This window comes from Gemmata algarum, assembly GCF_034097035.1.
Lineage (GTDB): Bacteria > Planctomycetota > Planctomycetia > Gemmatales > Gemmataceae > Gemmata > Gemmata algarum.
In genome coordinates this window covers 51,536-75,180 of the sequence record NZ_JAXBLV010000155.1, presented here as the reverse complement: position 1 = coordinate 75,180, position 23,645 = coordinate 51,536, and the positions used below count along the sequence as shown (strand labels likewise).

At 67.5% G+C, this 23,645-nt stretch carries 15 protein-coding genes and 1 tRNA gene; 9 read left to right on the top strand and 7 right to left on the bottom strand.

From position 1 onward, the window contains the following. Positions 1 to 50 precede the first annotated feature (50 nt). Together R5W23_RS12540 and R5W23_RS12535 are read left to right on the top strand one after the other, a co-directional pair. Positions 51 to 380 (top strand): hypothetical protein, encoded by a 330-nt coding sequence (locus R5W23_RS12540; protein WP_261184062.1) that lies wholly within the window; start codon positions 51 to 53, stop codon positions 378 to 380. 45 nt (positions 381 to 425) lie between these two features. Next, positions 426 to 511, top strand: a tRNA-Leu gene (locus R5W23_RS12535). A gap of 286 nt (positions 512 to 797) precedes the next feature. On the opposite strand, the gene R5W23_RS12530 is transcribed toward R5W23_RS12535, so the two are convergent. Together R5W23_RS12530 and R5W23_RS12525 are read right to left on the bottom strand one after the other, a co-directional pair. Beyond that, positions 798 to 3,374, bottom strand: a complete 2,577-nt coding sequence (locus tag R5W23_RS12530) for a c-type cytochrome (protein WP_320686614.1) — start codon at positions 3,372 to 3,374, stop codon at positions 798 to 800. A 139-nt stretch (positions 3,375 to 3,513) separates the two neighbouring features. Beyond that, complete coding sequence (locus R5W23_RS12525; protein ID WP_320686613.1) at positions 3,514 to 5,121, bottom strand: NYN domain-containing protein; 1,608 nt, start codon at positions 5,119 to 5,121, stop codon at positions 3,514 to 3,516. A gap of 154 nt (positions 5,122 to 5,275) precedes the next feature. Between R5W23_RS12525 and R5W23_RS12520 the strand changes: the two genes are divergently transcribed. The 3 genes from R5W23_RS12520 (at position 5,276) to R5W23_RS12510 (ending at position 10,037) form a co-directional block, all read left to right on the top strand. Beyond that, positions 5,276 to 6,034, top strand: a complete 759-nt coding sequence (locus R5W23_RS12520) for an SDR family NAD(P)-dependent oxidoreductase (protein WP_010046081.1) — start codon at positions 5,276 to 5,278, stop codon at positions 6,032 to 6,034. A gap of 392 nt (positions 6,035 to 6,426) precedes the next feature. Next, a complete protein-coding gene (gene nuoH, locus R5W23_RS12515) occupies positions 6,427 to 7,620 on the top strand; it encodes an NADH-quinone oxidoreductase subunit NuoH (RefSeq protein WP_320686612.1) in 1,194 nt (397 codons plus the stop codon). A 140-nt stretch (positions 7,621 to 7,760) separates the two neighbouring features. Continuing rightward, on the top strand, positions 7,761 to 10,037 hold the full coding sequence (locus R5W23_RS12510; protein ID WP_320686611.1) for a YfhO family protein: 2,277 nt from the start codon (positions 7,761 to 7,763) through the stop codon (positions 10,035 to 10,037). Between the two features lie 24 nt (positions 10,038 to 10,061). Here the strand turns inward: R5W23_RS12510 and R5W23_RS12505 are convergent, their stop codons facing one another. Further along, positions 10,062 to 11,486, bottom strand: coding sequence for a TIGR02996 domain-containing protein (locus R5W23_RS12505; RefSeq protein ID WP_320686610.1), 1,425 nt, complete (start codon positions 11,484 to 11,486; stop codon positions 10,062 to 10,064). 138 nt (positions 11,487 to 11,624) lie between these two features. On the opposite strand from R5W23_RS12505, the gene R5W23_RS12500 reads away from it, so the two are divergent. Together R5W23_RS12500 and nuoK are read left to right on the top strand one after the other, a co-directional pair. Further along, positions 11,625 to 12,200, top strand: a complete 576-nt coding sequence (locus tag R5W23_RS12500; protein WP_320686609.1) for an NADH-quinone oxidoreductase subunit J family protein — start codon at positions 11,625 to 11,627, stop codon at positions 12,198 to 12,200. Then, the gene (gene nuoK, locus R5W23_RS12495) at positions 12,197 to 12,511 is read left to right on the top strand and encodes an NADH-quinone oxidoreductase subunit NuoK (RefSeq protein ID WP_320686608.1); all 315 of its coding nucleotides are present in this window, start codon (positions 12,197 to 12,199) and stop codon (positions 12,509 to 12,511) included. The genes R5W23_RS12500 and nuoK overlap by 4 nt, the downstream gene beginning before the upstream one ends. Positions 12,512 to 12,703: 192 nt before the next feature. Here nuoK and R5W23_RS12490 read toward each other — a convergent pair whose 3' ends face one another. After that, entirely contained in the window at positions 12,704 to 13,408 is a 705-nt protein-coding gene (locus R5W23_RS12490; protein ID WP_320686607.1) for a DUF1559 family PulG-like putative transporter, read from the bottom strand. 102 nt (positions 13,409 to 13,510) lie between these two features. On the opposite strand from R5W23_RS12490, the gene R5W23_RS12485 reads away from it, so the two are divergent. After that, positions 13,511 to 13,990 carry a YpsA SLOG family protein gene (locus tag R5W23_RS12485; protein WP_320686606.1) on the top strand — a complete coding sequence of 160 codons (480 nt, stop codon included), beginning with the start codon at positions 13,511 to 13,513 and terminating at the stop codon, positions 13,988 to 13,990. Between the two features lie 190 nt (positions 13,991 to 14,180). Next, entirely contained in the window at positions 14,181 to 15,245 is a 1,065-nt protein-coding gene (locus R5W23_RS12480) for a DUF1559 domain-containing protein (protein ID WP_320686605.1), read from the top strand. A gap of 44 nt (positions 15,246 to 15,289) precedes the next feature. Here R5W23_RS12480 and R5W23_RS12475 read toward each other — a convergent pair whose 3' ends face one another. The 3 genes from R5W23_RS12475 to R5W23_RS12465 all read right to left on the bottom strand — a co-directional run bounded on the left by R5W23_RS12475 (position 15,290) and on the right by R5W23_RS12465 (position 23,512). Then, positions 15,290 to 16,234 (bottom strand): LysR family transcriptional regulator, encoded by a 945-nt coding sequence (locus tag R5W23_RS12475; protein WP_320686604.1) that lies wholly within the window; start codon positions 16,232 to 16,234, stop codon positions 15,290 to 15,292. Between the two features lie 163 nt (positions 16,235 to 16,397). Then, positions 16,398 to 22,538 (bottom strand): hypothetical protein, encoded by a 6,141-nt coding sequence (locus tag R5W23_RS12470; protein WP_320686603.1) that lies wholly within the window; start codon positions 22,536 to 22,538, stop codon positions 16,398 to 16,400. Positions 22,539 to 22,660: 122 nt separating this feature from the next. Beyond that, positions 22,661 to 23,512, bottom strand: a complete 852-nt coding sequence (locus R5W23_RS12465) for a TIM barrel protein (RefSeq protein WP_320686602.1) — start codon at positions 23,510 to 23,512, stop codon at positions 22,661 to 22,663. Positions 23,513 to 23,645: the final 133 nt, after the last annotated feature.

Genomic DNA, 23,645 nt, shown 5'->3' with positions numbered 1-23,645 from the left:
TGAAGGATGTGCGCTTATCGACATAACGCGATCGACAGGAGTACAGAGCCGTGGCCAGAAGTAAGAGCGACGGGAAAGTCACCCAGAAGCAAATGGTCCGCGACGCGCTCGGGGAGAAAGGGTGGTCGGTCTCACCGACCGAGTTGCAGACCTACATCAGGGAGAAGTACGATGTCGAACTCCCCAACAACGTCATTTCGAACTACAAATCGAACATCAAGAAAGAAGATGGGGCGGGTGGGGCGAGTGTAACGCCGGCCCCGTCCCCGGTATACCGCTCGACCGGTGGGCTCGACATGACTGACGTTGAAGCGGTGAAAGGGTTAGTCACTCGGCTCGGGGCTGCGCAGGTCAAGAAATTGGCCGAGATGTTCGAGTAGCGGTGCCTTGCCAACCCTGCCCCGAGTTGCCATCATGCACCGGACGGGTGAGTGGTGGAATGGCAGACACAGCGGACTTAAAATCCGCCGCTACCGCAAGGGGCTTGCGGGTTCGAGTCCCGCCTCACCCACTGGGCAGAAGCAGATTACAGTACCACGGTCGTTAATGACCCCCAGCCAAACACAGGAGCCCGGCGACCACCTGTCGCCGGGCTCCTGTGTTTGGCGGTTAGCTATGGTCCGCGCCCGATACACGTGCTCGGTGGTATTGTCGCTTTTCTTGACGGGCCGCGACCGCCAGGAGCGTGCCACGTACCCCGCTCCCTGGCGGTCGCGGCCCGTCAAGAAAGCGGCACCCATTGGGGGTTCATGTATCAGGGCTCGAGGGCAATAACCCGCTCTCAAGCGCGGAACGGATCATTTCTTGAACACGGTACTGTTGCGGTCGCCGCGCGACAGAATGTAGGCGAGCAGGTCCAACAACTCGTCTTCCTGAAACGTGTCAACAAGGCCCGTGGGCATCATTGACACTTTTGACGGTGTCATACTTTCGATCAGCTTGCGGTTCACGGAGACGGTGGAGCCGGGCTCCAGCATGTTGGTGTTAACCATCACGTTGTCGTCTTTGAGGTTCACGATGCGCCCCTTGATGACGCGGTCGTCGGCGGTGCGGATTTCGACCGCCCCGTACTGGTCGCTGATCTCCTTGCTCGGGTCGAGAATCGACTCTAACAGGTCGCGCGGGCTGAACCGCCCGGCTACGCCGGTGAGGTCCGGGGCGTTGCTCCCGCCCTCGCCGTCGAACCGGTGGCATCCGAAGCACTTCCCGGTCGCGAACAGCTTGCGGCCGCGCTCGTAGTCGCGACCGGACTTCAGCCCCTTCTCCAAGGCGTCCGTCAGGTCGGCCACCTTGTACGCCTTCACGAACGGCCGCGCGGGTTCCGGTGGCAATTTCACCGCCGCCGGGTCTGCGGTCAGCAGCGTGCCGAGCGCGGTCTGCTCGGCGCGCGTGAGTGTCAGAACCGCGTCGTCTCGGATCAACTTCAAGAACTTGCTGAAACTGTTCCCGCCCTTGTATCCGGCGGCCTTGACGAACCACTCGAAGTAGTCCTTACGCAGTTCCGGTGTCCAGCCCGCGTTTAGCATCCGCAGCGAGCGCGCGTACTCGATCTGCTCCTCTTGCGTGGGCGCGTCTTTGAGCGCCTTGATCGCCCGCGGGGCGACGGTCTCGTCCTGTAGGAATACGAGCACTTCCAGCACCATTCCGTTGACGAAACGGTTGCCCGACGGCAGTAACGGTGACAGATTCGCCAGAACGGTCTTGCGCTCGTCGGCCGTGGGCGAACCGAACCGGTTGAACAGCACTTGGTAGACTCGGAGCAGGTCGAGCTGCTGCTGGTCGGTCAGCTTTGCGAGGTCGAACCGCCCAAGAGCGGCGAGTACCTTCGCGCGGAGTGCGGGGTCACCCTTTACCTTCTTGTCGGGGGTGTGCTCGGGGCACGGTGCGGACACGCGCACCAGTCCGAGCAGCGCGTGCGCCGCCGCGGTCGGCTCGCTGGCCGCCAGTGCGCGTTCGCGCCAATGATCGACCGGTTGGCTCTCCAGCACCCGGCGTACGGCGGCCAAAGCGAAGCGGTCCCGGGAGTCGGCCGCAAGTGCCATGACATCTTTAAATGCCGGGTTCGGGTGCTCGGCGGACTCGATCAGGGTCTTGTACCGGCGGCGCGTGGCCTGTTCGTCCGCGCTCAGCGACTCGCTCCCGGTGACCGCCTCGGTGCTCTCCGTTCCGGTGTAGGTTACGCGGTACAAACCGCTCTTGGTCTTGCGCCCGCCGATGGCGAAGTACAGCGCGCCGTCGGTGGGGTTCACGACGAGGTCCGTGAGCGGCAGCGGCGTGCCCGTCACGAACTCTTCGAGCTCGCCGGTGTACGCGCAGCCCTTCGGTTTCAGGTGGACCGCGTACAACTTGCCGTAGCTCCAGTCGCAGATGAAGAACGCATTCTGATATTTGGCCGGGAACTTCGCACCGTATCCGAAGCACACGCCTGTGGGTGAGCCCGGGCCGACGTTCAGGACGGGGGGCAGGTTGTCGGGGTAATACTCGGGGTACTTGCCCGCGCCGTTGCGCCAGCCGAATTCGCCCCCCGGCGGCACGAAGCACACCCGCGTCGGCCGGTACCACGGGGTGTTGAAGTCCCACTCCATGTCGGCGTCGTAGGTGAACAGGTCGCCGGCGCGGTTGTAGGCCGCGTCGTACTGGTTGCGGAACCCGACGCTGAACAGTTCCCACTGCTTTCCGTCGGGAGTGACGTTGTAAATGGCCCCGCCCGGCCCCATCACGCCCTTCATGAATCCGTTGCCGTCCGGGAGCCGCGGCAGCAGGTGGTCCTCGCCCCAGTACGGTGGAACTTTGGTCGTGTCGTAATGGGTCAGTTTGGTTTGATTCCCGCATACGACGGTGAGACGTTTCCCGTCCGGGGTGAGCATCACCGCGTGCGGCCCGTGCTCCCCACCGCCGCCCTCGAACGCACGCAGCAGTTCCACCGTGTCGAGCGTGTCGTCCTTCTTGGACGACGTGACCTTGTACAGCCCGCTCTTGTTAGGCGCGTTCACCACGACGTAGAGGGCGTCGAACGCGTAGAGAAGTCCCTGCGCGGAGCCGACCGCGGCGGGGATCTTCTCGATCGCGGTTTCGCCCTGGGCGCCCGCCGGCGGGACCGAGACGCGGTACAGCGCGCCGTACTGGTCCGACACGATGAGCCGGCCCTTTGGGTCGACGCACATGCTCACCCAGGAGCCCATCGTGTCCTTGGGGACGCTGTACAGGAGTTCGACCTTGAACCCCTTCGCGACCTTCATGGTCGCGGGGTCGGTGGCCGGTGGCTCGACGGCTTTCGACTTGGGTTTGGGTTGCGCGGGCGCGCTGACCGGGCTGAGCGCGAAGAGCGCGGCCGACAGTGCGAGGGCCGACGCGCGGAGACGCGATCGGAACATAGAAGGGCCTCGGAGAGGGAACGTGCGGTACGAACGTGCGTGGGCCGTTTGGGATAACCTCACGCGAAGCGGGGGGGCGCATTAAAAAGGCGGGTCGTGACGCGCCCGGTGGGCTGACGCCGTCCGACCCGCCACGCCGTTACAGCCCGGCGCCGAACTCGTCGTCGTCGCTGGGCGGCTTCGGGTCCGGTTGGCGCGGTCTCGCGGGCGGCTCCTTTGCGGGGGGCTTGGCCGCGGGTTTCGGCCCAGCGGCCTTCGTCGCGGGTTTCGGTTTCGCGCCCGGCTTGACGGCCGGGGCGTCGTGTTCAGTCCCTTCGGTGGCAGCGCGCGCCGGGGCCTTCGCGGGTGCGGGCTTGGCCAGGACCGGCTTGGCGGGCACAGGCTCCGGCGTGGCGACCGGTTTCAGGGCCGGCTTGGCGGGCGCCGGCTCTTTCGCCGCGATTGGCTTCGGGGCCGGGACCGGCTTGGCGGGCGCAGGCCGTGCCGGGGCGGTCGCGGGTTTCACCTCCGCTTTGCGTGGGGCGTAGGTCGGAACCTCGTCGAGCGGCTCATCGTCCAGGTCGTCGAAGTCGTCCACAAGTGCGCGGCCGAGCGGTCGGTCGTCGTCCGCGTCCTCGCGCTTCGGGGCCGGCGGTTTGGGTTGGGGAGCGGGGCGCGCTGGAGCCGGCGCTGGCGGAACCGGGCGCGCGCGGGCGGGCCTCGGAACCGCTGCGGCTGGGCTCGGGGCGACCGCGGCCGGCTTCGGCGGCTCCACCTTCCTCGGTTCTGATTCGGGGCGCTGCGGTGGTTCGGCTCGCGGCGGCAGTTCGGCCCGCCGCTGCTCCGCGGCTCCGCGGGGCGGCAGTTCGAGTGCCTTCTTCGGCTCGGAGGCCGGGCCGCCGTTCCCGTTGCGCGGCACCAGCTCGATCGGCCTGCGCCCCTCGCCGCCCTTCGGCAGCGGAATGACGCGCGACACCGGCGGCAGCGCCCCGACCTTCATCTCCAGCCCGAACCGCGTGACCACGTACATGCCACTGGTACGGTGCTTGTCCAACTCCAACAGCCCCTCGCGCTGGGCATCCTCGAGCAACTCGCTGAAGGTGCGGTAGCCGTAGTAGTCCTCGTTGAAGGACGGCTTCTTCCGCTTGATCGTGTCCTTCAGCATCGAGGAGTAGATCACCTCCTTGTTCTCACGCCGCAGAGCCAGCAGCGAGTCCAGCAGCAGCGCGAACACCTTCCGCTTCTTTTCGGGGATCTGTTCGTTGACCGCGATCGGGATGATCGGGGCGCGGTCCAGGTCCTCGTAGTAGATGAACTCGTCGCAGTTGTCGCGCAGCAGGTCCGAGGTGGCGTCGGACAGGCCGAGCCCGATGACGTGCTTGCCGAGCTCCTTCAGCTTCGACACGAGCGGCGAGAAGTCGCTGTCGCCGGAGACGATCACGAACGTGTCGATGTGGTCCTTCGAGTACGCGAGGTCGATCGCGTCCACGACGAGCCGGATGTCGGCGGAGTTCTTCCCGGTCATCCCGCGGCGCGGGATCTCGATCAGTTCGATGGCGGACTCGTGGAGCGCGCCGGTGTACATGCCGAACCGGCTCCAGTCGGCGTACGCCTTTTTACAAACGATTTTGCCCTTCTCGACCAGCCGTTCGAGCACCTTGGAGATCTCGAACCGGTCGCGGCGGTTGTTGAACCCCAGGCCCATGTTCTCGAAGTCGATAAACACGGCCAGCGACCGTTCGCCGTCGCCCGCGCGGTGTGCTTTCATCCCAGTCCTACGCTTATCGGTGCGAGTCCTCGGCTCTGACGACCCGCACGCTATTGTGCGAAACCTTTGCTGGCGGGGGAAGGCCAAGCCGCGATCAAGCGTCTACAACGTTCCCATCCCGAACGAATCTCCCTTCCGTGAGGACTGGTGCGACGTGGCAGAGAACTTTTTTCGGCTCGACGGCAAGGTGGCGGTGGTGACCGGCGGCGGCCAGGGCATCGGCGAGGCGATCAGCCGGCGGCTGGCCGGGGCCGGGGCGAAGGTCGGCGTGTTCGACATGAACGCCGAGAGCGCCGCCCGCGTCGCCGGCGCGATCGGGGGGGTGCCGCTGGTCGGCGACCTGACGAAGGAAGCCGATCTGGACCGCGTGTTCGGCGAAATCGCCGCGAAAGCCGGCCCGGTGGACATACTGGTGAACAACGCCGGGGTGGCGAGCCGCAAGGGGCGCGACGTGCCGATCTGGGAGAGTGTCCGCGAGGACTGGGAGTTCGTGCTCGGGATCAACGTGACCGGCCTGGTGCTGTGCTGCAAGGCGGTGCTGCCGTCGATGATCGAGCGCAAGTACGGCCGGATCGTTAACATCGCCAGCATCGCCGGGAAAGAGGGCAACCCGAAGATGGCGCCCTACTCGGCGAGCAAGGCGGCGGTGATCGCGCTCACCAAGTCGCTGTCGAAGGAACTGGTCGGCAAGGGCGACATTTGTGTGAACAGCGTCGCGCCGGCCGTCATCCAGACGCCGATTCTGGACCAACTGGACCAGTCGCAGATCAACATGATGCTGTCGAAGATCCCGCTGGGCCGCACCGGGAAGCCGGACGAGGTGGCCGCACTGGTCCACTTCCTGAGCAGCAACGATTGCAGCTTCACGACCGGTTTCTGCTTCGACATCAGCGGCGGCCGCGCGACGTATTGAAGAACCCACCCCCAGCCCCGGAAGACCTACCCCCCGGCCCCCTCCCTGAAGGGAGGGGGTGGCGGCTGGTCCGCGCAATTGCGGTGCAGCCTGTGCTTGCAAACGTCGTAGCGCTCGTCTCGCGCCTCGTGACTGCACTCCAGGCGCCACCCCCTCCCTTCAGGGAGAGGGCCGGGGGGTAGGTTTCTTCGCGCCGGCGCGTTACACTCTCCCTCGCCACCCGGCCGCATTGAGGTAGCGATCGCTGCGACGTTACGTCGCGGAAGGTCCGTTCCTGTGCCCAGCATGATGGGGCAGTCTTCTCATAAGCCAGGGTTCATGAGAAGACACCCCGTGTGAAGTAAGTACCGCGGCCGGGTGGCGTTTCCCTTTCCTTCTCCAGGTGACGGACCGTGCCCGAACTGTGGTCCGAGTTCCTGCCGCACCCGTGGAACCTCGTCGCCGGCGGGGGCGTTGCTGCGGCGTTACTCTTCGGGTTCATTGGTCTGTCTGCGTTCCTCGGCATTTGGGCCGAACGTAAGGTCTCGGCGCGGATGCAAGACCGGCTCGGCCCCACGCGCGTCGGGCCGTTCGGGTTGCTTCAGTCCCTTGCGGACGGCGTGAAACTGATTGCGAAAGAAGATGTGGCCCCGCAAGCCGCGGACAAGCTCCTGTTCCGGGCCGCCCCGTACATCGCCTTTTGCGCCAGCTTTTGCGGGTTCCTCGCGCTGCCGTTCGGCTCGCAGTTCGTGGCCCAGAACCTGAGCGTGGGCGCGTTCTTCGTGCTCGCGGTGCTGTCGAGCGAGGTGTTCGGCATCGTGCTGGCGGGGTACGCGTCCGCGAGCAAGTGGTCGCTGTTCGGCGGGGTTCGCGAGGCGGCCCAGGTGGTCAGTTACGAGGTACCGCGGGCGATGTGCGTGGTGGTGCCGGTGTGTCTCGCCGGGACGCTCAACCTCAACACGATCGGGGCGCAACAGGTTGGCTGGTTCTGGAACTGGAACTTGTTCCACGACCCGTTCACGTTCGTCGCGTTCTTCGTGTTTTTCATCACGGCGGTCGCGAGCTGCAAGCGCGCCCCGTTCGACCTCGCGGAAGCCGAGAGCGAGCTGGTGGCGGGGTTCCACACGGAGTACAGCGGCATCCGGTGGTCGTATTTCTTTCTGGCCGAGTACGGCAGCATGTTCGCGGTCAGCGGGTTAGCCGCACTGCTCTTCCTGGGCGGCTGGCACTCCGGAGTTCTGCCGTTCGAGCCGTCTGTTGGGTTCGGGTTCTGGCCTGGAACGGTGCTGAACGTGGCGGTGTTTGTTGGGAAGTGCTGGGCGCTTGTGCTGGTGATGATCTGGATGCGCTGGAGCCTCCCGCGGCTCCGGATCGATCAGGTGATGACGACCTGCCTCAAATACTTACTGCCGGTCGGTTGTGTTCTCCTGGTTGGCGTGTGCCTGTGGCTGTTGATGGTGCCGGCGGCGGTCACGAACGTCGTGAGGTATGTGCTCAGCTTCGGGTGCCTGGCCCTTCTGCTGGGGGTGGGCGCGAGCCTGTTCCGCTCACCCGGGGCGGCGTCCGCGCCGGCGGGCGAATTGCCGGGAGCGTGGGCGCGACGATGACACCGGAACCCGGAAGCAACCTACCCTCCGGCCCGCTTCCGGATGGGAGGGGAAGTAATAATGCTTCGTCCAACGAACTCGATTCGCTAGGCGATTCCGAAGTGTCTTTGCTCCCCCCTCTGAAGGGAGGGGTTGGGGGCGTGTCGTCTTTCTTTCGCTTCGTGCGCCCCTACCTCGTCCTAGCCCTGCTCTGGGCTCTGTACTTTCACCCGCTGATCCTGCACCCGACGCAGACCCTCTACGCGCCGTATTCCGATCTGCTCGCCGAGCACCTGCCCGTCAAGCTGTTCCTGAACCGCGAGTGGCGGGCGAGTGGCGAGTTGCCGCTCTGGAACCCGTACCACTTCTGCGGGACGCCGCTCGTTCACGACCCGCAGGTCGGAATCTTCTACCCGCCCAACCTCGTCGTACTCGCCGTGCCGGAGCACGCGGTCGGGGCGGCGGTGTCGTGGGGCGTTGCGCTCCACGTACTCGCCGCGGGAGCGCTGGCGCTCGTGTACGCCCGCACCCGTGGGCTGAACGAGCCCGCGAGCCTCGTTGCGGCGACCGGGTTCATGCTGTCTTCGAAGTGGATGACGCACCTGCTGCTCGCGGGCCACACGATCGCCGCCGGGCTCACGTGGCTCCCCCTTCTGCTGCTCCTGATCGAACGCGCGATGGATCGCCGCGGCACGCGCGGGGTCGTGTGGGCGGGGGTGCCCCTCGCGCTGCTCGGGCTCGGCACCCACCCGCAATGGGCGTTCTACGCGACCGTTTTCGCGCTCGCGTGGACGTACCGCCGCGACGCTCGTGGTCGGTGGGTGGGCTGCTGGTTCGGTGCGGCCGCCGTTGCCGCGGCCCTGATGGCCGTGCAACTGCTTCCGGCTCTGGAAGCGGCACAGTGGTCCGCGCGAAGTGACGGAGTGGACGCCAGCGGGGCGCTCGGCATCGGGCTCCAAACGGCCGTGCGGCTGATCGGGCCGGCGCTGTCGTACGCGCCGCCGCAGTCGTGGGAAATGCAGGGCGTATTCGGCGCGTTCTGGCTCGTCGCGGCGGTCGCGGCGCCGGCCGTGTGCGGCCCGCGGACGCGCTGGCAGTTCGGTGTTTTCTGCGCCCTTGTGCTGTTCGCACTCGGCGGGGCCGCACTGATCGATTGGTTGCCGGGGTTCAACCTGTTCCGGGTGCCGACCCGGATGCTGTTGATCGCGACATTCCCACTCGCATTTCTCGCTGGGGTGACCACTCAGGCGCTCACGGAATCGCGGTGGGCGCTGAGCGCTCGGGCTGCGGTATCGCGCGGGTTCCGGCGGGTGGTGCTGGTCCTCGTCGCCCCCACGATCCTCGGGCTGTGGTTCAACGACGGTCCCGTGTGGTGGGCGTTTGTCGCGTACTGGGGCGCCGTGGTGCTGGCTCTGCCGCTCTTCATCCGCACTCTTCAGAACACCGGCACCAGCGGCCGTATGCGGACCGCCCTCTGGTTCGTCATTCTCCTTGCCGAGTTGATTGCTCCGATTGCCGTTCTGCCGCAAACGAAGCCGCAAGAGGAACTGTACCCGTCGTCGCCGGTTCTGGAACACCTGAAAGAGCAGCCGCAGCCGGTCCGCGTTCTCGATTGGGACGTTCACAGTGAGGGCACACAGACCTCGCTGCTGGGGACGGGCGCGCCGCAGGCGATGGTTCATGCCATCGGGACGCCGCGCGGCTACAACCCGCTCGACGTGCGCCACTACCGCGAGTTCCTCGCGTTCGCGGTCGGGGACGACCGGCCGGTGCGCGGGAACAGCCCCTACGCACAACAGGTGATGCCGAACTTCGAGGTCGGCGAGCCGCACGTGTTCGCGCTCCTGCGCGTCACGCACCACGTTGCCCCGGTCGGAACGCCCCCGCCGCCCGGTGAGTGGCGCGTGTGCGCGCGCGACCCGGCCCCGCCGGCGGTGGTTCCGCTGCTGCCGGGCACGCCGCCGACGCTCCCGCCGCATACGCTCCGCGCGTTCACGCCCCCGAAACCACGGGCGTGGATCGTCCCGCGCGGCGAGCGGCTCGAAGGGGCGACGTTCGCGGCACTCAAAACGTGTGACTTCGACCGCAGCGTGCTCATCACCACGCGCGGCCCGCTCCCTCCGATGGAGGGCACGAAGCCAGGGGCCGCGCGAATTACGCATTACGGCCCGAACCGCGTCACGACCGAACTCGACGGCTCGGCGGGGTGGCTGGTGCTGTCGGACGTGTGGTTCCCGGGCTGGACCTGCTTCGTGGACGGCCGCGAGGTTGAGGTGTCGCGTGCGAACCACGCGTTCCGAGCGGTGCCGGTGCCGGCCGGGTCTGCGGTCGCGGAGTTTCGGTTCGAGCCGCGCACGTACCGCCTTGGTTGGTGGGTCAGCGTGGTCGCCGCGGTCCTCGTACTCGGGGTCGGCGTGTGGAGTGCCGGTCGAGGTTGACCGGTGCTGAGCCGGCCTCACGTGTCACAGTTTGACGCGATCGCCGAACCGCGCGCGCAGCACCGCCGCACCGCCGGCCGTGATGCGGTTGTCCCGCAGGCTCAGCACGTCCAGTCCGTCGAGGTGTGGCGACGCCGCCAGCGCTCGCGCACCGGCGTCGCCGATCCGGTTTTGCCACAGGTCAAGAATCGACAAATCCGCTACGTTCGGCGAAGACGCCAATGCCGCCGCCCCGGCATCACCGACCGTGCAATCGCGAAGAATCAGCTCGCGGAACCGCGCCAGGTGTTCGCACGCCGCCAGCGCCCGCGCGCCCTCGTCCGTGATCGGGTTCATCGACAGGTTCAGCCCTGGGCCGTGCAGCCGGCCCAGAAGCGGCGAGCGCGCGAGCGCGACCGATCCGCGGTCGCCGATGCCGGTGTTCTGCACCTCCAGCACGTTGAGCGTCTGTGCCAGCGGCGATTCAACGAGCGCGACCAGCCCGTCACAGCCGAGTTCGTTGCGGTACGCGACCAGCGACACGAGTTGGCGGAAGTGTGGCGCGTGTGCGATCCGCCGCACCCCGGCCGCCGTGAGTTCCGTAGCCGATACGTTCAACGCGGAAAGGCCCGTCAGCGCCGCGGATGCCAAGAAAGCGGCGTCGGTGTCGCTCAGCGAGGCCCGCACCGCGAGCCGCTGCACGCTCGCCACGTTGGCCCCTGCCATTAGCCGCAGGAACCCGGCGTCGAGTGCCGGGGGGAACAGGACCAGCTCGCGAACCAGTCCGAATTTCGCACTGCGGAGCAGCCGGCGGCACCGCCGCTCGTCGGTGTCTTCCGGGTCCGGGCGGGGCCGCAACAGGGTCGGAAATTCGGCCGCGCCCACGGCGAGCCGGACGCCGAAATACGGTCGCATCGGGTCCGGGAGCGCGAGCCGCTCCAGTTCACGCGACGCGGCCACATCGACGCACGCCTCTTCGGTCCAGGCGGCCAGGGGCGATGCGAACCACGCCCCCAGCTCGGGGTCGGCGACCGTTTCGGCGCGCAGGTCGATGTTCAACAGCCCGCGCGTGAACCGCCACGGTTTGAACGGGGTCAGGGGCTCGAAGGTGAACGGCTGCGGGGGCCGTGCGGCGGCGAGCTGTTGGGCGAACCCGAACACCGGGTGGGCGAGCTCGTAAAGCCGGCGCGGAAGTGAGCCGAGCCAGCTTTCCGCGTGCGTCATCAGCAACCGCCGCTCTTCGGCCCGGAGTGCCGCACCGTGCCGCTCGTCGCAGGTGGGCCGGGCGAGTTCGACTTGCACGCGCAGCAGCGCGGCGCGCGCCCGGGCGTCACCGGGTGTCGGTAGACCGGACACGTCGGCGTGTTCGTCGAGCCAGTCCGCGAGCACCAGCCGCGGGGTGTCGTCGGCCGGGGCCGCGCGGCAACTCGCGAGCAGTCCGAGCAGGTCCGGGTTCAGCGGTGGGGGCACGGGCAGTTCCCTCTGACGGCCCTCGCGGCCGACGTGAAACGGCGGCGCCGGGGCGAAATATCCTTGCGAGCGGGCGCGCGGCGGCTTATCCCTATTCTTGCAGCGCGAGCAAGAGGCCCTCTCCCAACTGTCCGCCCGATGTCGCTACCGGTTATTTTGTTCGCCGTGGTCGGCACCGCCACCTGCGTTTCCGCACTTGGTGTTGTGGCCGCGCGCGACGTGGTGCGCATGGCGGTGTGGCTGCTGTTCACGCTGGTCGGCGTCTCACTGATCTACTTCTTGCTCGGCGCCGAGTTCGCGGGCGCCGCGCAGCTCATCGTGTACGTCGGCGGCACGCTGGTGCTGGTCGTGTTCGGGGTGATGCTGACCGCGCACGGTCCGCTCCGCGGACTACGGACTCGGCGCGCTGAGTGGTTCGTCGGCGGGGCGCTCGGCGTCGCGCTGTTCGCGCTCCTGGCGGTCGTCTCGTTGCAACTCGGCTCGCCGCCAGCGGACGAAGCCCCGCCGCCCGGCCCTGGGGCGCTCGGGATGAGCTTCATGGGCGCCACCGACACCCCCCCGAATGGGGCCGCGAGCGGGACGCCGACCGGCGCGGTGGCGCGAACTCCAACTGCTTACCTGCTGCCGTTCGAGATCGTGTCGGTTCACCTGCTGGTGGTGCTGGTCGGCGCCGCCTACCTCGCCCGCGCGAAGAGGAAGCGGACCCAGGTATGAACGAACTCGGGCTGACGCCGTTCCTGCTGCTCTCCGCGTTCCTGTTCGCGTGCGGGGTGGTGTGTGTGACTACGAAGCGGAACGCGATCGGTGTCCTGATGGGCGTCGAACTGATCCTGAACGCGGCGAACGTGAACCTCGTCGCCTTCGCGCGATTCAAACCTGGTTTCCGACTTGAAGGTCAGGTGTTCGCGCTTTTGGTCGTCGTCCTCGCGGCGGCCGAAGCGGCGGTGGCGCTGGCCATCATCCTGAACTTTTACAACAACCACGCTACCGTGGACGTGGACGAAGCAAAGAACCTCCGGGGCTAGCGTTCGGTTCGTGAATCAAAGTGATTGTGTGGCGAAATGGTGCCTGTGTCGTTGTGCTTGCCCGTCCTGTCCGTGACCGGCTCATCTCCAACCGCGCGCCTACGGTCGGTTTAGGTTTGTCAACTTCTCACTGGTCGGACGTGCGCCCGTGGCGATACCGGCCGCATAACCGCTGCCAAACGACCAGGGCCATCAACGCACGTAGTACATTGCGACTGCCAACTCGGTGCGCCGCATCGCTACGACGTGCCCGTCACAAAAGAGCACCCCGAACACCCCCGTATGGCGGTTCTCGGGGTAATGGTTGATCCAGTCGGCGTCGTCAGGCGGCCAGGGAAGCCCCGGAGCCGACCCGGCCGGTAAGATTCCGTTGGTCGCGCACTGCGGCGACCGGCAGTGCTCCCATACGTACAGCACCTGACTGGTGCCATTCCCGTTGGCGACATCCGTTAACCGCTGGCCGGCCGGGCCACCGATCACGCTGTTGAGCGCGTAGCTGAGCTGTAGCGGTTGGCCGAAGGTCGGGCTGCCGAGAAGTGCGTCGGACCCTTTCGGGCACCGAAAAACATGCGCGTTGCCTTCCAGATACGGCCACAGCATCGCGCGGGTCGGGTTGTAATCCGGAAGCGGCCGTTCGGCGTAGCCCACGCGGTCGTCAAACGGCCCCCAGTACACGCCGTCCCGACCGGTTGGGGGCAACCGGTCGTCGTGGTCCAGCGCGTAATGGTGTACGGCCAATCCGATCTGCTTCATGTTGTTGGCGCACTTGATGCGCGCCGCGGCCTCACGCACCTTTTGGACGGCGGGTAGAAGCAGCGCGATGAGGACCGCAACGATCGCGATCACCACCAGCAACTCGATCAGGGTGAACGCAGGACGGCGAGGGTGGGAGCGCATCTCGGTTTCCGTTCGGGCGGGGCGTCCGGCTATCATTCTCCGCTGAACGGCCTGAAACGTGGTAGTGTGAAATTCGTTTGTGGCAACGTATACGGAGGCGTAATGAGGCTGGTGCGCGTGATTTCGGGCGGACAGACCGGTGCGGACCGGGCCGCACTCGTAGCCGCAAAGGCCGCCGGCCTTGCGACCGGGGGGTGGATGCCGAAGGGCTTCCTGGCCCATGACGGCGAGCGCCCCGAGTTTGCCTCACTTTACGGGCTCCGCGAGCACGAGAGCCCTCGATACCCGCCGCGCACCGCGCTCAACGTGAAAGAGTCCGACGCCACCCTTCGCTTCGCGACCGACTGGGCGTCGCCTGGCGAAGTGCTCACGCTCAAAATGATCGAGCGGTACGGCCGCCCCCACCTTGATGTCACACCCGGCGGGGGCGAAACGATCGCAACCGTCGTCGAATGGCTCGGGCACCACGACCCACACGTGCTAAACGTGGCCGGCAACTCGGAGCGCACGTCGCCGGGCATCGAGGCGTTCGTCACGGCGTTTCTCGCAGAAGTGTTCGCGCAACTCGTCCGCCCCATTTGACCGACCTCGTTATGCTCGTCACCGCAACCGGCCCGCGTGGGCCGGTTCCGCCCCCGCGCGCCTCGAGTTATGAGTTTCACGAACTGAATCCTTGAAATACCAAGTATAACTATTTATCATCTCGTTCGAGTTGTCCATTTGCTGCTTGTCGAGGGTACCCGCCGTGACTTCTATCCCGGTTCGTTCTCCGTTGCGCGCCGCATTCACGCTGATTGAGCTGCTGGTGGTGATCGCGATCATCGCGATTCTGATCGGCCTGCTGCTCCCCGCCGTCCAGAAGGTGCGCGAGGCTGCGGCGCGCATGAGCGACCAAAACAACCTGAAGCAGCTCGCGCTCGCGTGCCACAACTTCCACAGTGCGAATGAGCGGCTCCCCGGGTATCAACCGGCCCCGACCGGATTGTCGGTGGCGTCATACGGCTACTCGGTACACGCCTTTGTGCTGCCCTACATCGAGCAAGAGCCGCTGGGGCGAATGTTCGACCCGAACACCCAGCAGTTGTTCTTCGGCAGCGCGCCGTTCGGTACGTTCAACGCCGCCCTCGCGTCCACCGCCGTGACACCGGTGAAGACGTTTCTGAACCCCGCTGACGGCCAGGACCCCGTTTACGCCATGTCCGGCGGCGCGCCCCACGCGGGCACCAATTACGCGGTCAACATCGGGTCCGGGCTGGATGCGAACGATACCGTAAACAACCCCGCGCGGAGCAACGGCATCGACCTGCGGTTTCCGTCGGACGGGCTGTTCTGGTCCGGGTCACGGGTGCGCCTCACGGACGTTACCGACGGCACCTCGAACACGCTCATGCTGGCCGACATCCTTCGCGGCACGAACGCGAGCGTTACCGGCACGGTGTACGCGACACTGACACCGGAGCAGCGGCGGCGCTTGTACGCGAATGCCAGCGCCGGGCGCAGCCCCGTGGGAACGGCACCGGGCGGGCTGAACCCGGCACTCACGACCGCGGACGCGACGGCCGCCACGAGTTGGACCGGGAACCGGGGCGGGTCGTGGATCTGGGGGCAGCCGTATACGAACGGGTTCAACGCCGCCCTCACACCGAACAGTTCCACTCCCGACGTGGCCGGACACGGACAGGGGTGGTTCTCGTCGCGCAGCCCGTTCACCGGCGGAGTTAACGTCGCGCTGGCGGACGGAAGTGTTCGGTTCGTGCGCGACTCGATCCCGATCGCCGTGTGGCGTGGGCTCGCGACGCGGGCGGGCGGCGAGGTCATCGGCGGGAACGATTTTTGACACGCCAATGCTGTGCGGATCGACCGTCAGATGGTTTCGCGAGTTCAGTCGTGCGGCTCGACTCGTCTCGCGCCATCGTCCGGGTGAGAAAGGGGGGCACCGCCGAACGCGTCCGCGGGCTCCAGGAACTTGATGAACGCCTCCGCGGTGGCGCTCAGCGTTTCGCCGCGGCGAATCAGCACACCGGAGTGAATCGGGTCGATTTTACCGGGCAGTTTGCGCACCCCGACCTTTACCCCACGGGTCACCGAGCCGTTCGGCATCAGCGGCACGAGTGACACGCCCAATCCCGCCTCGACCATCTTCACAACGATCCCCGTAGTCGTCGCTTCCATGTCGATGCGCGGGCTCAGCCCCAGCTTGTGAAACGCATTCAGCACATGCTGTCGGCCGGTCGAGCCGCGCTCGAACACGATCAGCGGCACATCTTTCACGTCGGCCAAGGTCAGCGCGCGCTTCTTGAGCAGCGGGTGGGCGGGCGGTGCGATCAGCCCCCATTCGAGCGAAAAGAGGTGCCGGTACTCGATCCCGACGGCACCTTCGTAAGGCGCCGCGACCCCGAACGCGAGGTCCGGATCGCGCAGCAACGCGTCCTCAATGTCGCGCTCGGTGCGGGCGCTGAGGCGCACGCGGGTCGCCGGGAACGCGCGGTGGAACCAGCGGACTGCGTCGAGCATCGCGTACATCGTCAGGTATTGTGTGGCCGCGACGTGAATCTCTTGGGGGGCGTCGCCGGCGCGTTCACCGAACCGCCGGGCGGCTTCGAGGAACGTGACCGCATGGGGCAGGAACAGTTCCCCTTGCGGTGTGAGCGGTGACCGCCGACGCGGCCCGCGCTGCTTGTGGTAGAGCGGCACCTTGAGGGCCGTTTCGAGCGCGACGAGCCGGTTGCGCAACCCCTGCTCGGTGAGGTGCAGCCCGATGGCCGCGGTGCGCAGGCTCCCGGCGCGCGCCAACTCGACCAGCGCCGCGACCTGATCCGTTGACACCGACGGCACACGTTCGGCCACAGCACGGCCCGCCTGAACAACAGTTGTTGTGCGGGTTCCCAATTTACCGCGACTGGCGCCCCGAGCCAATCATGTGGTCGTGGTAACGCGATGACCAGCCCGCAGCGCCAAACACCCGTGCGCTGCGGCCGAGTGCCCGACTTCACTCGCGTTCGGTCGGCTCCGGCTCGACGTGCCCGCGGCGCTTCTCCAGGTACGTGAACAGCGCCAGCACCGCCACACCGAGCACGATGCCCGACGCGTACCACACCCACGTCTGTTGCAAGTTCACCGCCGCGTGCCAGATCATCGCGAACACATCGAGCAGAAGGAACCCGGCCCCGAGGTAGATGAACGCACGCACCCGGAGCAGCACGCCGGCCAGCACCCCGAGCACGCACAGCGCCGCGAGGACCACTGGCAACCACCTGGACTCGCCCACGCCCGCGATGAACATGTCCGCCGCCGAGGCGACGTAGATCATCGCCACGCCGGTGTACCGCATCGTGTTGGACGCTTCGGGCGAGAGCCGGTGCCGGTTGATGTGTTCGGACACCAGGAGGATCAGCGCGAGCGGGATCACCCACGCCTGCGGGTGGACGAAGAACGGTACGTCGCCGTGTGTGAGAGCCGCCCACAACGCCGCGTTGGTCGCCAGGGCCGCGAGCAGCGCCCACCCGAACGACCGCTTCGAGAGCGCCACCAACCCGTAAACGCCGCCCGCGAGGAACCACAGCCACGCGTAGGTGTCGAAGTGCTGCGGGAGCTTTTCTAGGTAACCGAGGATCGGCTCCAGTCCCGGAGCGGTGTCGCGTGCGAATTCGGAGACCGGGGCCGGCGGCTTTGCCCAGAACGCGAGCAGCGGCACCAGTGGGAGCAGCGCGCCGGTGCGGCGGAGTGGCAGCGCGAGCACCTCGACCTTTCTCCGCTCAAAGAACTCGGCCAGCCCGATGCCCGCGTAGGCGAGCGCCATCACCACAAACGTCCAGATCTTCGCAAGCTCCCCCCGGAACAGCCCCGGCACGTTGAATCGGATCTGCAAAAAGAACAATACGACCAGCAATTCCGCGATGTACACGTATGCGGTGCGGCGCGTCGGACGCAGCTCGAACGGGTCACGGTCTGGTTTCAGTGCAAAGCGGAGGGCGAGGGCCGTCAAAACTGCGACCGCGGCCAGTATCGCGAGGGCGGCCTCGTGCGAAAGTGGCGTGCGGCCTTTGACGGGATCAAACACCGGCACCTGCTGCACGAGGTTGATGCCCAGCACGACGAGCGCCGCGACAGCGGCCCATCCTCCGACGATGCGCGCCACCCGGCGCCAGTGTTCGCTCACACGCGGTACCGCCACGCTCCCGCCCACGGCGGCGATCACCAGTGCGACGAACAGCCACGCGTTCCGGTGCAGCCAAACGTGCGGGGTTGTTGGGCCCGGCACCGCCCACCCGAGCGCCGCGAGGCACCACACCACGAGGGCCGCGGCCGTCGTGCGGAGTCCATTCCCGACTTCACCAGCGTAGGTACGGGCTAGCACCGCGAAGCTGATCGCCAGAAGCGCTGCGGCGCCCGAGTTCGCACACCGGGACAGCAATTCCGCCGAGGTAAGTCCGCTATGTATCCCAAACGCGACCGTAACCGTGGCGAGCAGCGACAGCCCGAGCGCGGGCCACTGCGCCGGAGGCGACTGTGGTAACCGGAGAATCGACTCGACGAATCGGGCGGACCCGAGGCGCAAGCACGAGACACCGAGTGCGTATGCTGAGAGCGCCAGAGCGGTTACCGGGATGCTCCATACCGGTCGCGGCGCCCACTCACTAACGATTTGCGGCTCCAAGTCGCACACGGTGAGCAGTACCGCGAGCGTGCCGGCCGCGAACAGCGCCGGCCGGGCGAACCGCGCACGCGCGTCCCAGAGCCCCACCGCGCACGCCACGACAATAGCTCCCACCGCTCCCCACTTCAAACCGGCAGGATCGGACCCGCCTCCGGTGAATGTGGGCGCGAGACCAGCGAGAAGGAACGCGAGCGCCGGGACGAGTGCCCCGTCGAGTGGTTCCAGCCAGGGGGCCGAATCGTTCGCCGCGCGCTTTCGGGCACGAACAACGCCCCACACAGCGACCGCGACACCAAAGCCCGTCGCGTTTGTGAGGAAGAACCCGGACACGGTTCTGGGTCCCTCCGCGACCCACACGAGGAGCGCGGCCAGGTTCATCGCCAACCCAGAGGTGTACGCGAACGCAAGCGCTCGAGTGTGTAGCGCGACCGCTCCCAGCGCGACCGCCGCTCCGATCGCCAGCCCGGCCGGCAGCCACGGGCGCCACGGGTCCAACTCGCCTGCGTGTATCGCACACAGCACGAGCAGCGCCGCGAAGCAGGTGAGCCACCACGCTCCGAGTTTGACGTGCTTGATCGTCGCGAGGAAAGCCCCACTCACACCAAGCCACGCGAGCGCCATCACGTGGAACGACAGCCACCGGCCGGGCTCGTCCCAGCGGCGCGCCGCCGAGGCGGCCAGGACGCCCGCGAGCAACCCGGAGAACGCCAGGATCAGTGAAACAGCTTCCCGTTGTTTACGGCGTGCGTGCCACACGCCCGCGCCGGCAACCAGCACGAGCGCACCCCAGCCGAATACACCCAGGGGCTCGACGGCAACGGCCAGAGGTAAGTCCGGGCGCGTGAAGGTGCGCGTTCCTGGCCCGAAGCACACCGCAAGAAGTGCCCCGAATCCGATCAGCACCTGCACGGTGAGCGGAGTTCCCCCCGGCACGCGGCGCTCGACCGACAGCCAGCCCATCGCCCACACCGCCGCGCTACTGGCGAGCACGAGCGCGAGGTGAACCCATTCCGTATCGTTCAGAGGGTTCCCGCGGAGTACGACGCTCAACGCGTATCCGGCGGTAAGGGTAGCAACGAACACCACCCCGCCGGCGAGCGCATAGCCCGCCGAGCGCTCGCGGGCCGCGCTGACCGCCAGCCCGGCCACGACCAGCGCGAGCGGCACGAGGTTCGACGTGAGCGCGCCCATCTGGGCGAACGCGGAGGTGCCGAGCGGCCCGCCGGGTTCCAACCGCTTCAAGCCGAGTTCGGCAACGAGCCCGGAGAGTACCACAACCACGCCGGCCGCCGTCGCGAGCGCCGCGAGCAGGACCAGGTGCAAGTGCGGTGAGGGGCGCACGATGAAACCCAGCGCTTCTGCCGCGCGCCGTGCAGACATCCGCAGAGCCACCAGTCCCGTCCCCGTGAGGAACGCGCCGGCGAGCCCCCACCGCAAGGCCGACGCCGTCGCGACCTCGGGGGCGAACGTCCCGGCCCAGACCACAGGGGCCGCGAGCGCGACCAGTGCGAGGCCGATCGCGTGTCCATCGGTGTCGCGTTCGAGTGTTGACAGCCGCCACGACACCACGACCGCCGTTGCGAGCAGGGACAGTAAGCCGAACGTTGTCTGGTCGAAAGCGTGCGCGGGTACCGCCAGCCTGTCGAGACGCCAAGCCAGCGGGCGTAATTCCGCTGCTATCCCGGGCGCCGTCGCCGCTGCCGTGATTAACAAAAACCCGAGTACGGTCGCACCGAGTACGAACCGCTCCAGCGACAGCGGGTCGTCGCACCACAACTCACGGGCCCGAGGCACCGGCCGAACGGCGCGCCGCGCGAGCGACCAGCCGAGGGCCAGCAGCCCGAGAGCGTACCCGAACGCACACAGCACACGCGCATCAGAAAGGGAAGCCGTTCCGGCCCACCATTCCTGGCGCTCGGCCCACCCCAGAGCCGTAAGCAGCCCCGCGAGTGTGACCGCGGCCTGGAACGCCGAGAATCCGCCGCGCTCGCGCCACAACAACGAGAAGCTGAGCCACAGGAGCCCGAGCCACACCGCGAGCACCGCGAACGTGCCCGCGTAGCCACCCACCCACGGGAGCAGTAGCGGTACCGCAAGAGCCGTTGAGAGCCGCGCGGACCAGCGGAACGGGTCGCCGAACACACGGGCCTGTCGGCGGCACAGCACCGCCGTAGCGGTCATGAAGGTGCCGTGCGCGAGGACGACCGTTTCGATCGACAGCAATACCGGTTTTGCGCCCCAGGTGAAGACACCGAGGTGCAGGCACCCGAACAGGGCCACCAACGAACCGGCCCAGGTGAAATACGGCCCCCCGGTCAAACGCGCGAGCGCGACGAAGGCGAGCGCGAGCGCGAACAGCGTTCCGGTGTGCCACGTGGAATCGGGTGCCAGTGAACTGATTGCGAACACAGGGGCTAACACACTCGCCCCGAACGCCACATCCCGCCCGGCGCGGCGGAGCAGGGCGGTCGCAGTGCGGTGCGCGTTCCGGATCGCCACGGAGGCGAGGGCAAGAAACGCCGCCTCGGCTGCAAGGACAAACCCCCACTGGTCGGGCTGGCGCGGCGCCTGCGCCCACAGCGCCCAGAGGGTACCGACCAGCGCGACCCATAACCCCGCGGACGCGACCGCCCGGCGCTCCCACCGGTAGTTGCTCGCGAGCAGCCCGAGTGCGACCGCGCCGTGAACGACTGCCGCGGTCACGGGGTGATCCGGACCGTTCCAGCTCACGATCAGCAGTCCAAGCGCCCCGACGCACAGTCCGCCGGCCGCGTAACTCCGGGTCTGGTGTGACCCGCGCCGCGCCAGCACCTCGGCGAGTAACCCGAGCGCCAGCGCGAACCCCGCGAGAACCGCTCCGCTCGCGGGCGCCTCAAACGCCACGATCAGTCCGGCTGGGTTGGTCCAGTTACCGGCGAGGCCGTGGTACCCAAGCACCGCCGCCAGGGCCAACAGCGGGATCGCGCCGGCCTGGACCCAGGAGAGGTGCTCGCGGAACGCGACGCGTGTCAGGTGCGCGCCGGCCACACCCGAGATGAGCAGAAGTGCGAGCGGGTCCGGCCACGCGAGCGCCAGCGCGGTCGTGACCGCGCCGAACCCCGCGAGCGCCACCGCGGTTCCCGCGGCGCGGAGCCCGCCGGACGCGACCCGGCTCAGCACCAGTATCCCGGATTCGGTCACCGGAATGCCCGCCAGGGCCAACGGAACCGCGAGATCGGCGAGCCGTGCGGCAAGTCGTACGGCGTCGCCCAGGGCGTCGCGCACGGCGTACAGCCCCCATGCCGCCGCCAGCGCGAACGCGGCCAACCCGACGAACATCAGTACCGCCGTGCCGCTCCGGTCCGAAACCGGTTCGTCGCGACGCCGGGGGCCGTACCACGACAGCCCGCCGAGTATCGCCCCGCACGCGACCGCGAAGCACGCCAGCGGGAGCCACGGTGACACGAGGTTGGCGGGAAGAAGCTGTGTCCCGGCGGCGCCGACCACCGCGAGCGACAGCAGCCAGCGGCGGTCCACCGGCCCGGGCAGGTGCTGGGTCCCGATGAGGTCCCGCCCGCCGGTACGCACCACTCCTACAAACGTCGCCAGTGCCAGCGCTTTCACCGCCAGATCGACGGCCCAGTGCGCGCCTTCGGTGAACGGCGCCGCGAGTAACAGGAGGGTGAGCGGGGCGAGCAGCAGAGCGATAACGAGCATCCCGCGGCTGGTGCCGCGCAGCTTCCACCGGTGCAGCGTGTACTGGCCCGCGCCGAACAGCCCGAGCGTCACCGCCGCGGACAGCAAAAACTGGAAGTACGGGATCGCTTCGAGCGTTTGCCGGAGTGTGACCACCAGCGCGATCGAACAACCAACGATGAGCAACCCACCGACCAACTCGCCCCAAAGGATGTTGTGCGCTTCGAGGAACCCCGGCAACCGTTGTGCGGGCTCCTTGGACGGCTCCGCACGGCGCGGTTCCGGCGGTTTCGGTGCGACGGGTACGCGTAAAGGCGGTTCAGGCGGAACCGGGTCGGCCTGGGAAAGCGGTTTGACGGCGCCGACCGACACGACCGGTTCGGGCGGATTCGCAACGACGGGACGAGCCGGACGGGGTCGGGTGGGGGGCGGGGGTGTTGCGGGAAGGCCTTGAAGGCTCCGGGCGCGGGCGTTGAGTTGATTCAGAACGGCACGACCGGCGGCGGCGTCCAGGGCCTCACTGTCGATCAGCGCTTGAACTTCCCGCTCGGCGACACGCACCCGGTGCAAATCCGCCGCACGTCGGCTGTCGAAGTCGAGGTCACATTGAGGGCAGTAGCGGTCGGCGGGCGAGAGGGCGGCGCGGCACCCCGGGCAGTAGCGGAACGAACGGTGTTCGTCGGCGCGCGGACGGGTTCCGAAGAGGGCATTCAGAACCGTTACTGCGACCAGCCAAGCGCCGTGACCGAGGACGGCAATGACGGTCACGACGGCCGCCAGTCCGCAGCACCATTCCATGCCGAGGTCCGCCGGAACCCGAAGCGGGTTCGACTCGCGAACCGGCGGGCGCCCGGACTGGGCGCCCGGCCGGTTGCTACCTCACTCGACGCCGCAGGGGCCGAATTATTCCCGGGGGCCGGTCACACGTCGCAGGTCTCAATCGCCTGCTTCAGCCCGGCCAGCGGGTCGCGGGTGGGGATGAACTCGTGACCGACGAACCCGGTGTAGCCCGTGGACACGAGCTTCCGGAGCACCGCGGGGTAGTTGATCTCCTGGTTCTCGTCGAGTTCGCCCCGGCCCGGCGCGCCCGCGGTGTGAACGTGGCCGATCAGCTCCTTGTGCTGCTCGACGCGGCGGATCAGGTCGCCGTGCATGAGCTGCACGTGGTAGAAGTCGAACAGCAGCTTCACGCGCGGGCTGCCCACCGTCTTCACGATGCTCGCGACGAACTCGAGGTCGTCGCCGCCGTACCCCGGGTGCCCCTTCATCGGGTCCGTGTCGTCGCGCGTGTTGAGGTGCTCCAGGCACACCGTTACGCCCTTCTTCTCCGCGTATTGCGCCAGCTTCTTGAGCCCCGCAACGCAGTTGTCGAACGCCTCATCGGGGGCGATGGTGCCGGACTTCGGGTCGTCCGGGTTGACCCACTTGTACCCGGTGAACGCGATCACGTTCGGGAACTTCGCGTCGGCACACTGGTCGATGGTCTTCGAGGTGGTCGTGATCACCTCGTCGTGGAACTGCGTGTTGTTGAACCCGCGCATGAACGGCGCGCCGGGCATCCCGTTGGCCGCCAGCCCGCACACGAGGTCGTACTTCTTGAGGTGGTGCCATTCCGAGGGGTCGATCAGCTCGACCGCCTTGCCGCCCAGGGCGCGCGTGACGCTGCACACCTTCTCGGCGGACCACTGCTCGCCGCGGGCGTTGAAGCACCAGAAGGCGACCGAGTGGTTCACCCGGCCCTTGAGCTTGGCTTTCGGTTCGTCGGCGGTCATCGCGGCTCCTGTGGGGAGTGCCGCCGAGCTGCGCACACGCGGTTCGGCTTCAACTCCGGGAAAGGAACGGCCCGCCGGGTTCGCCGGCGAGCCGTTGTGATCGGGCCTCGTCAACTTCTCAACCTGGGGCGCG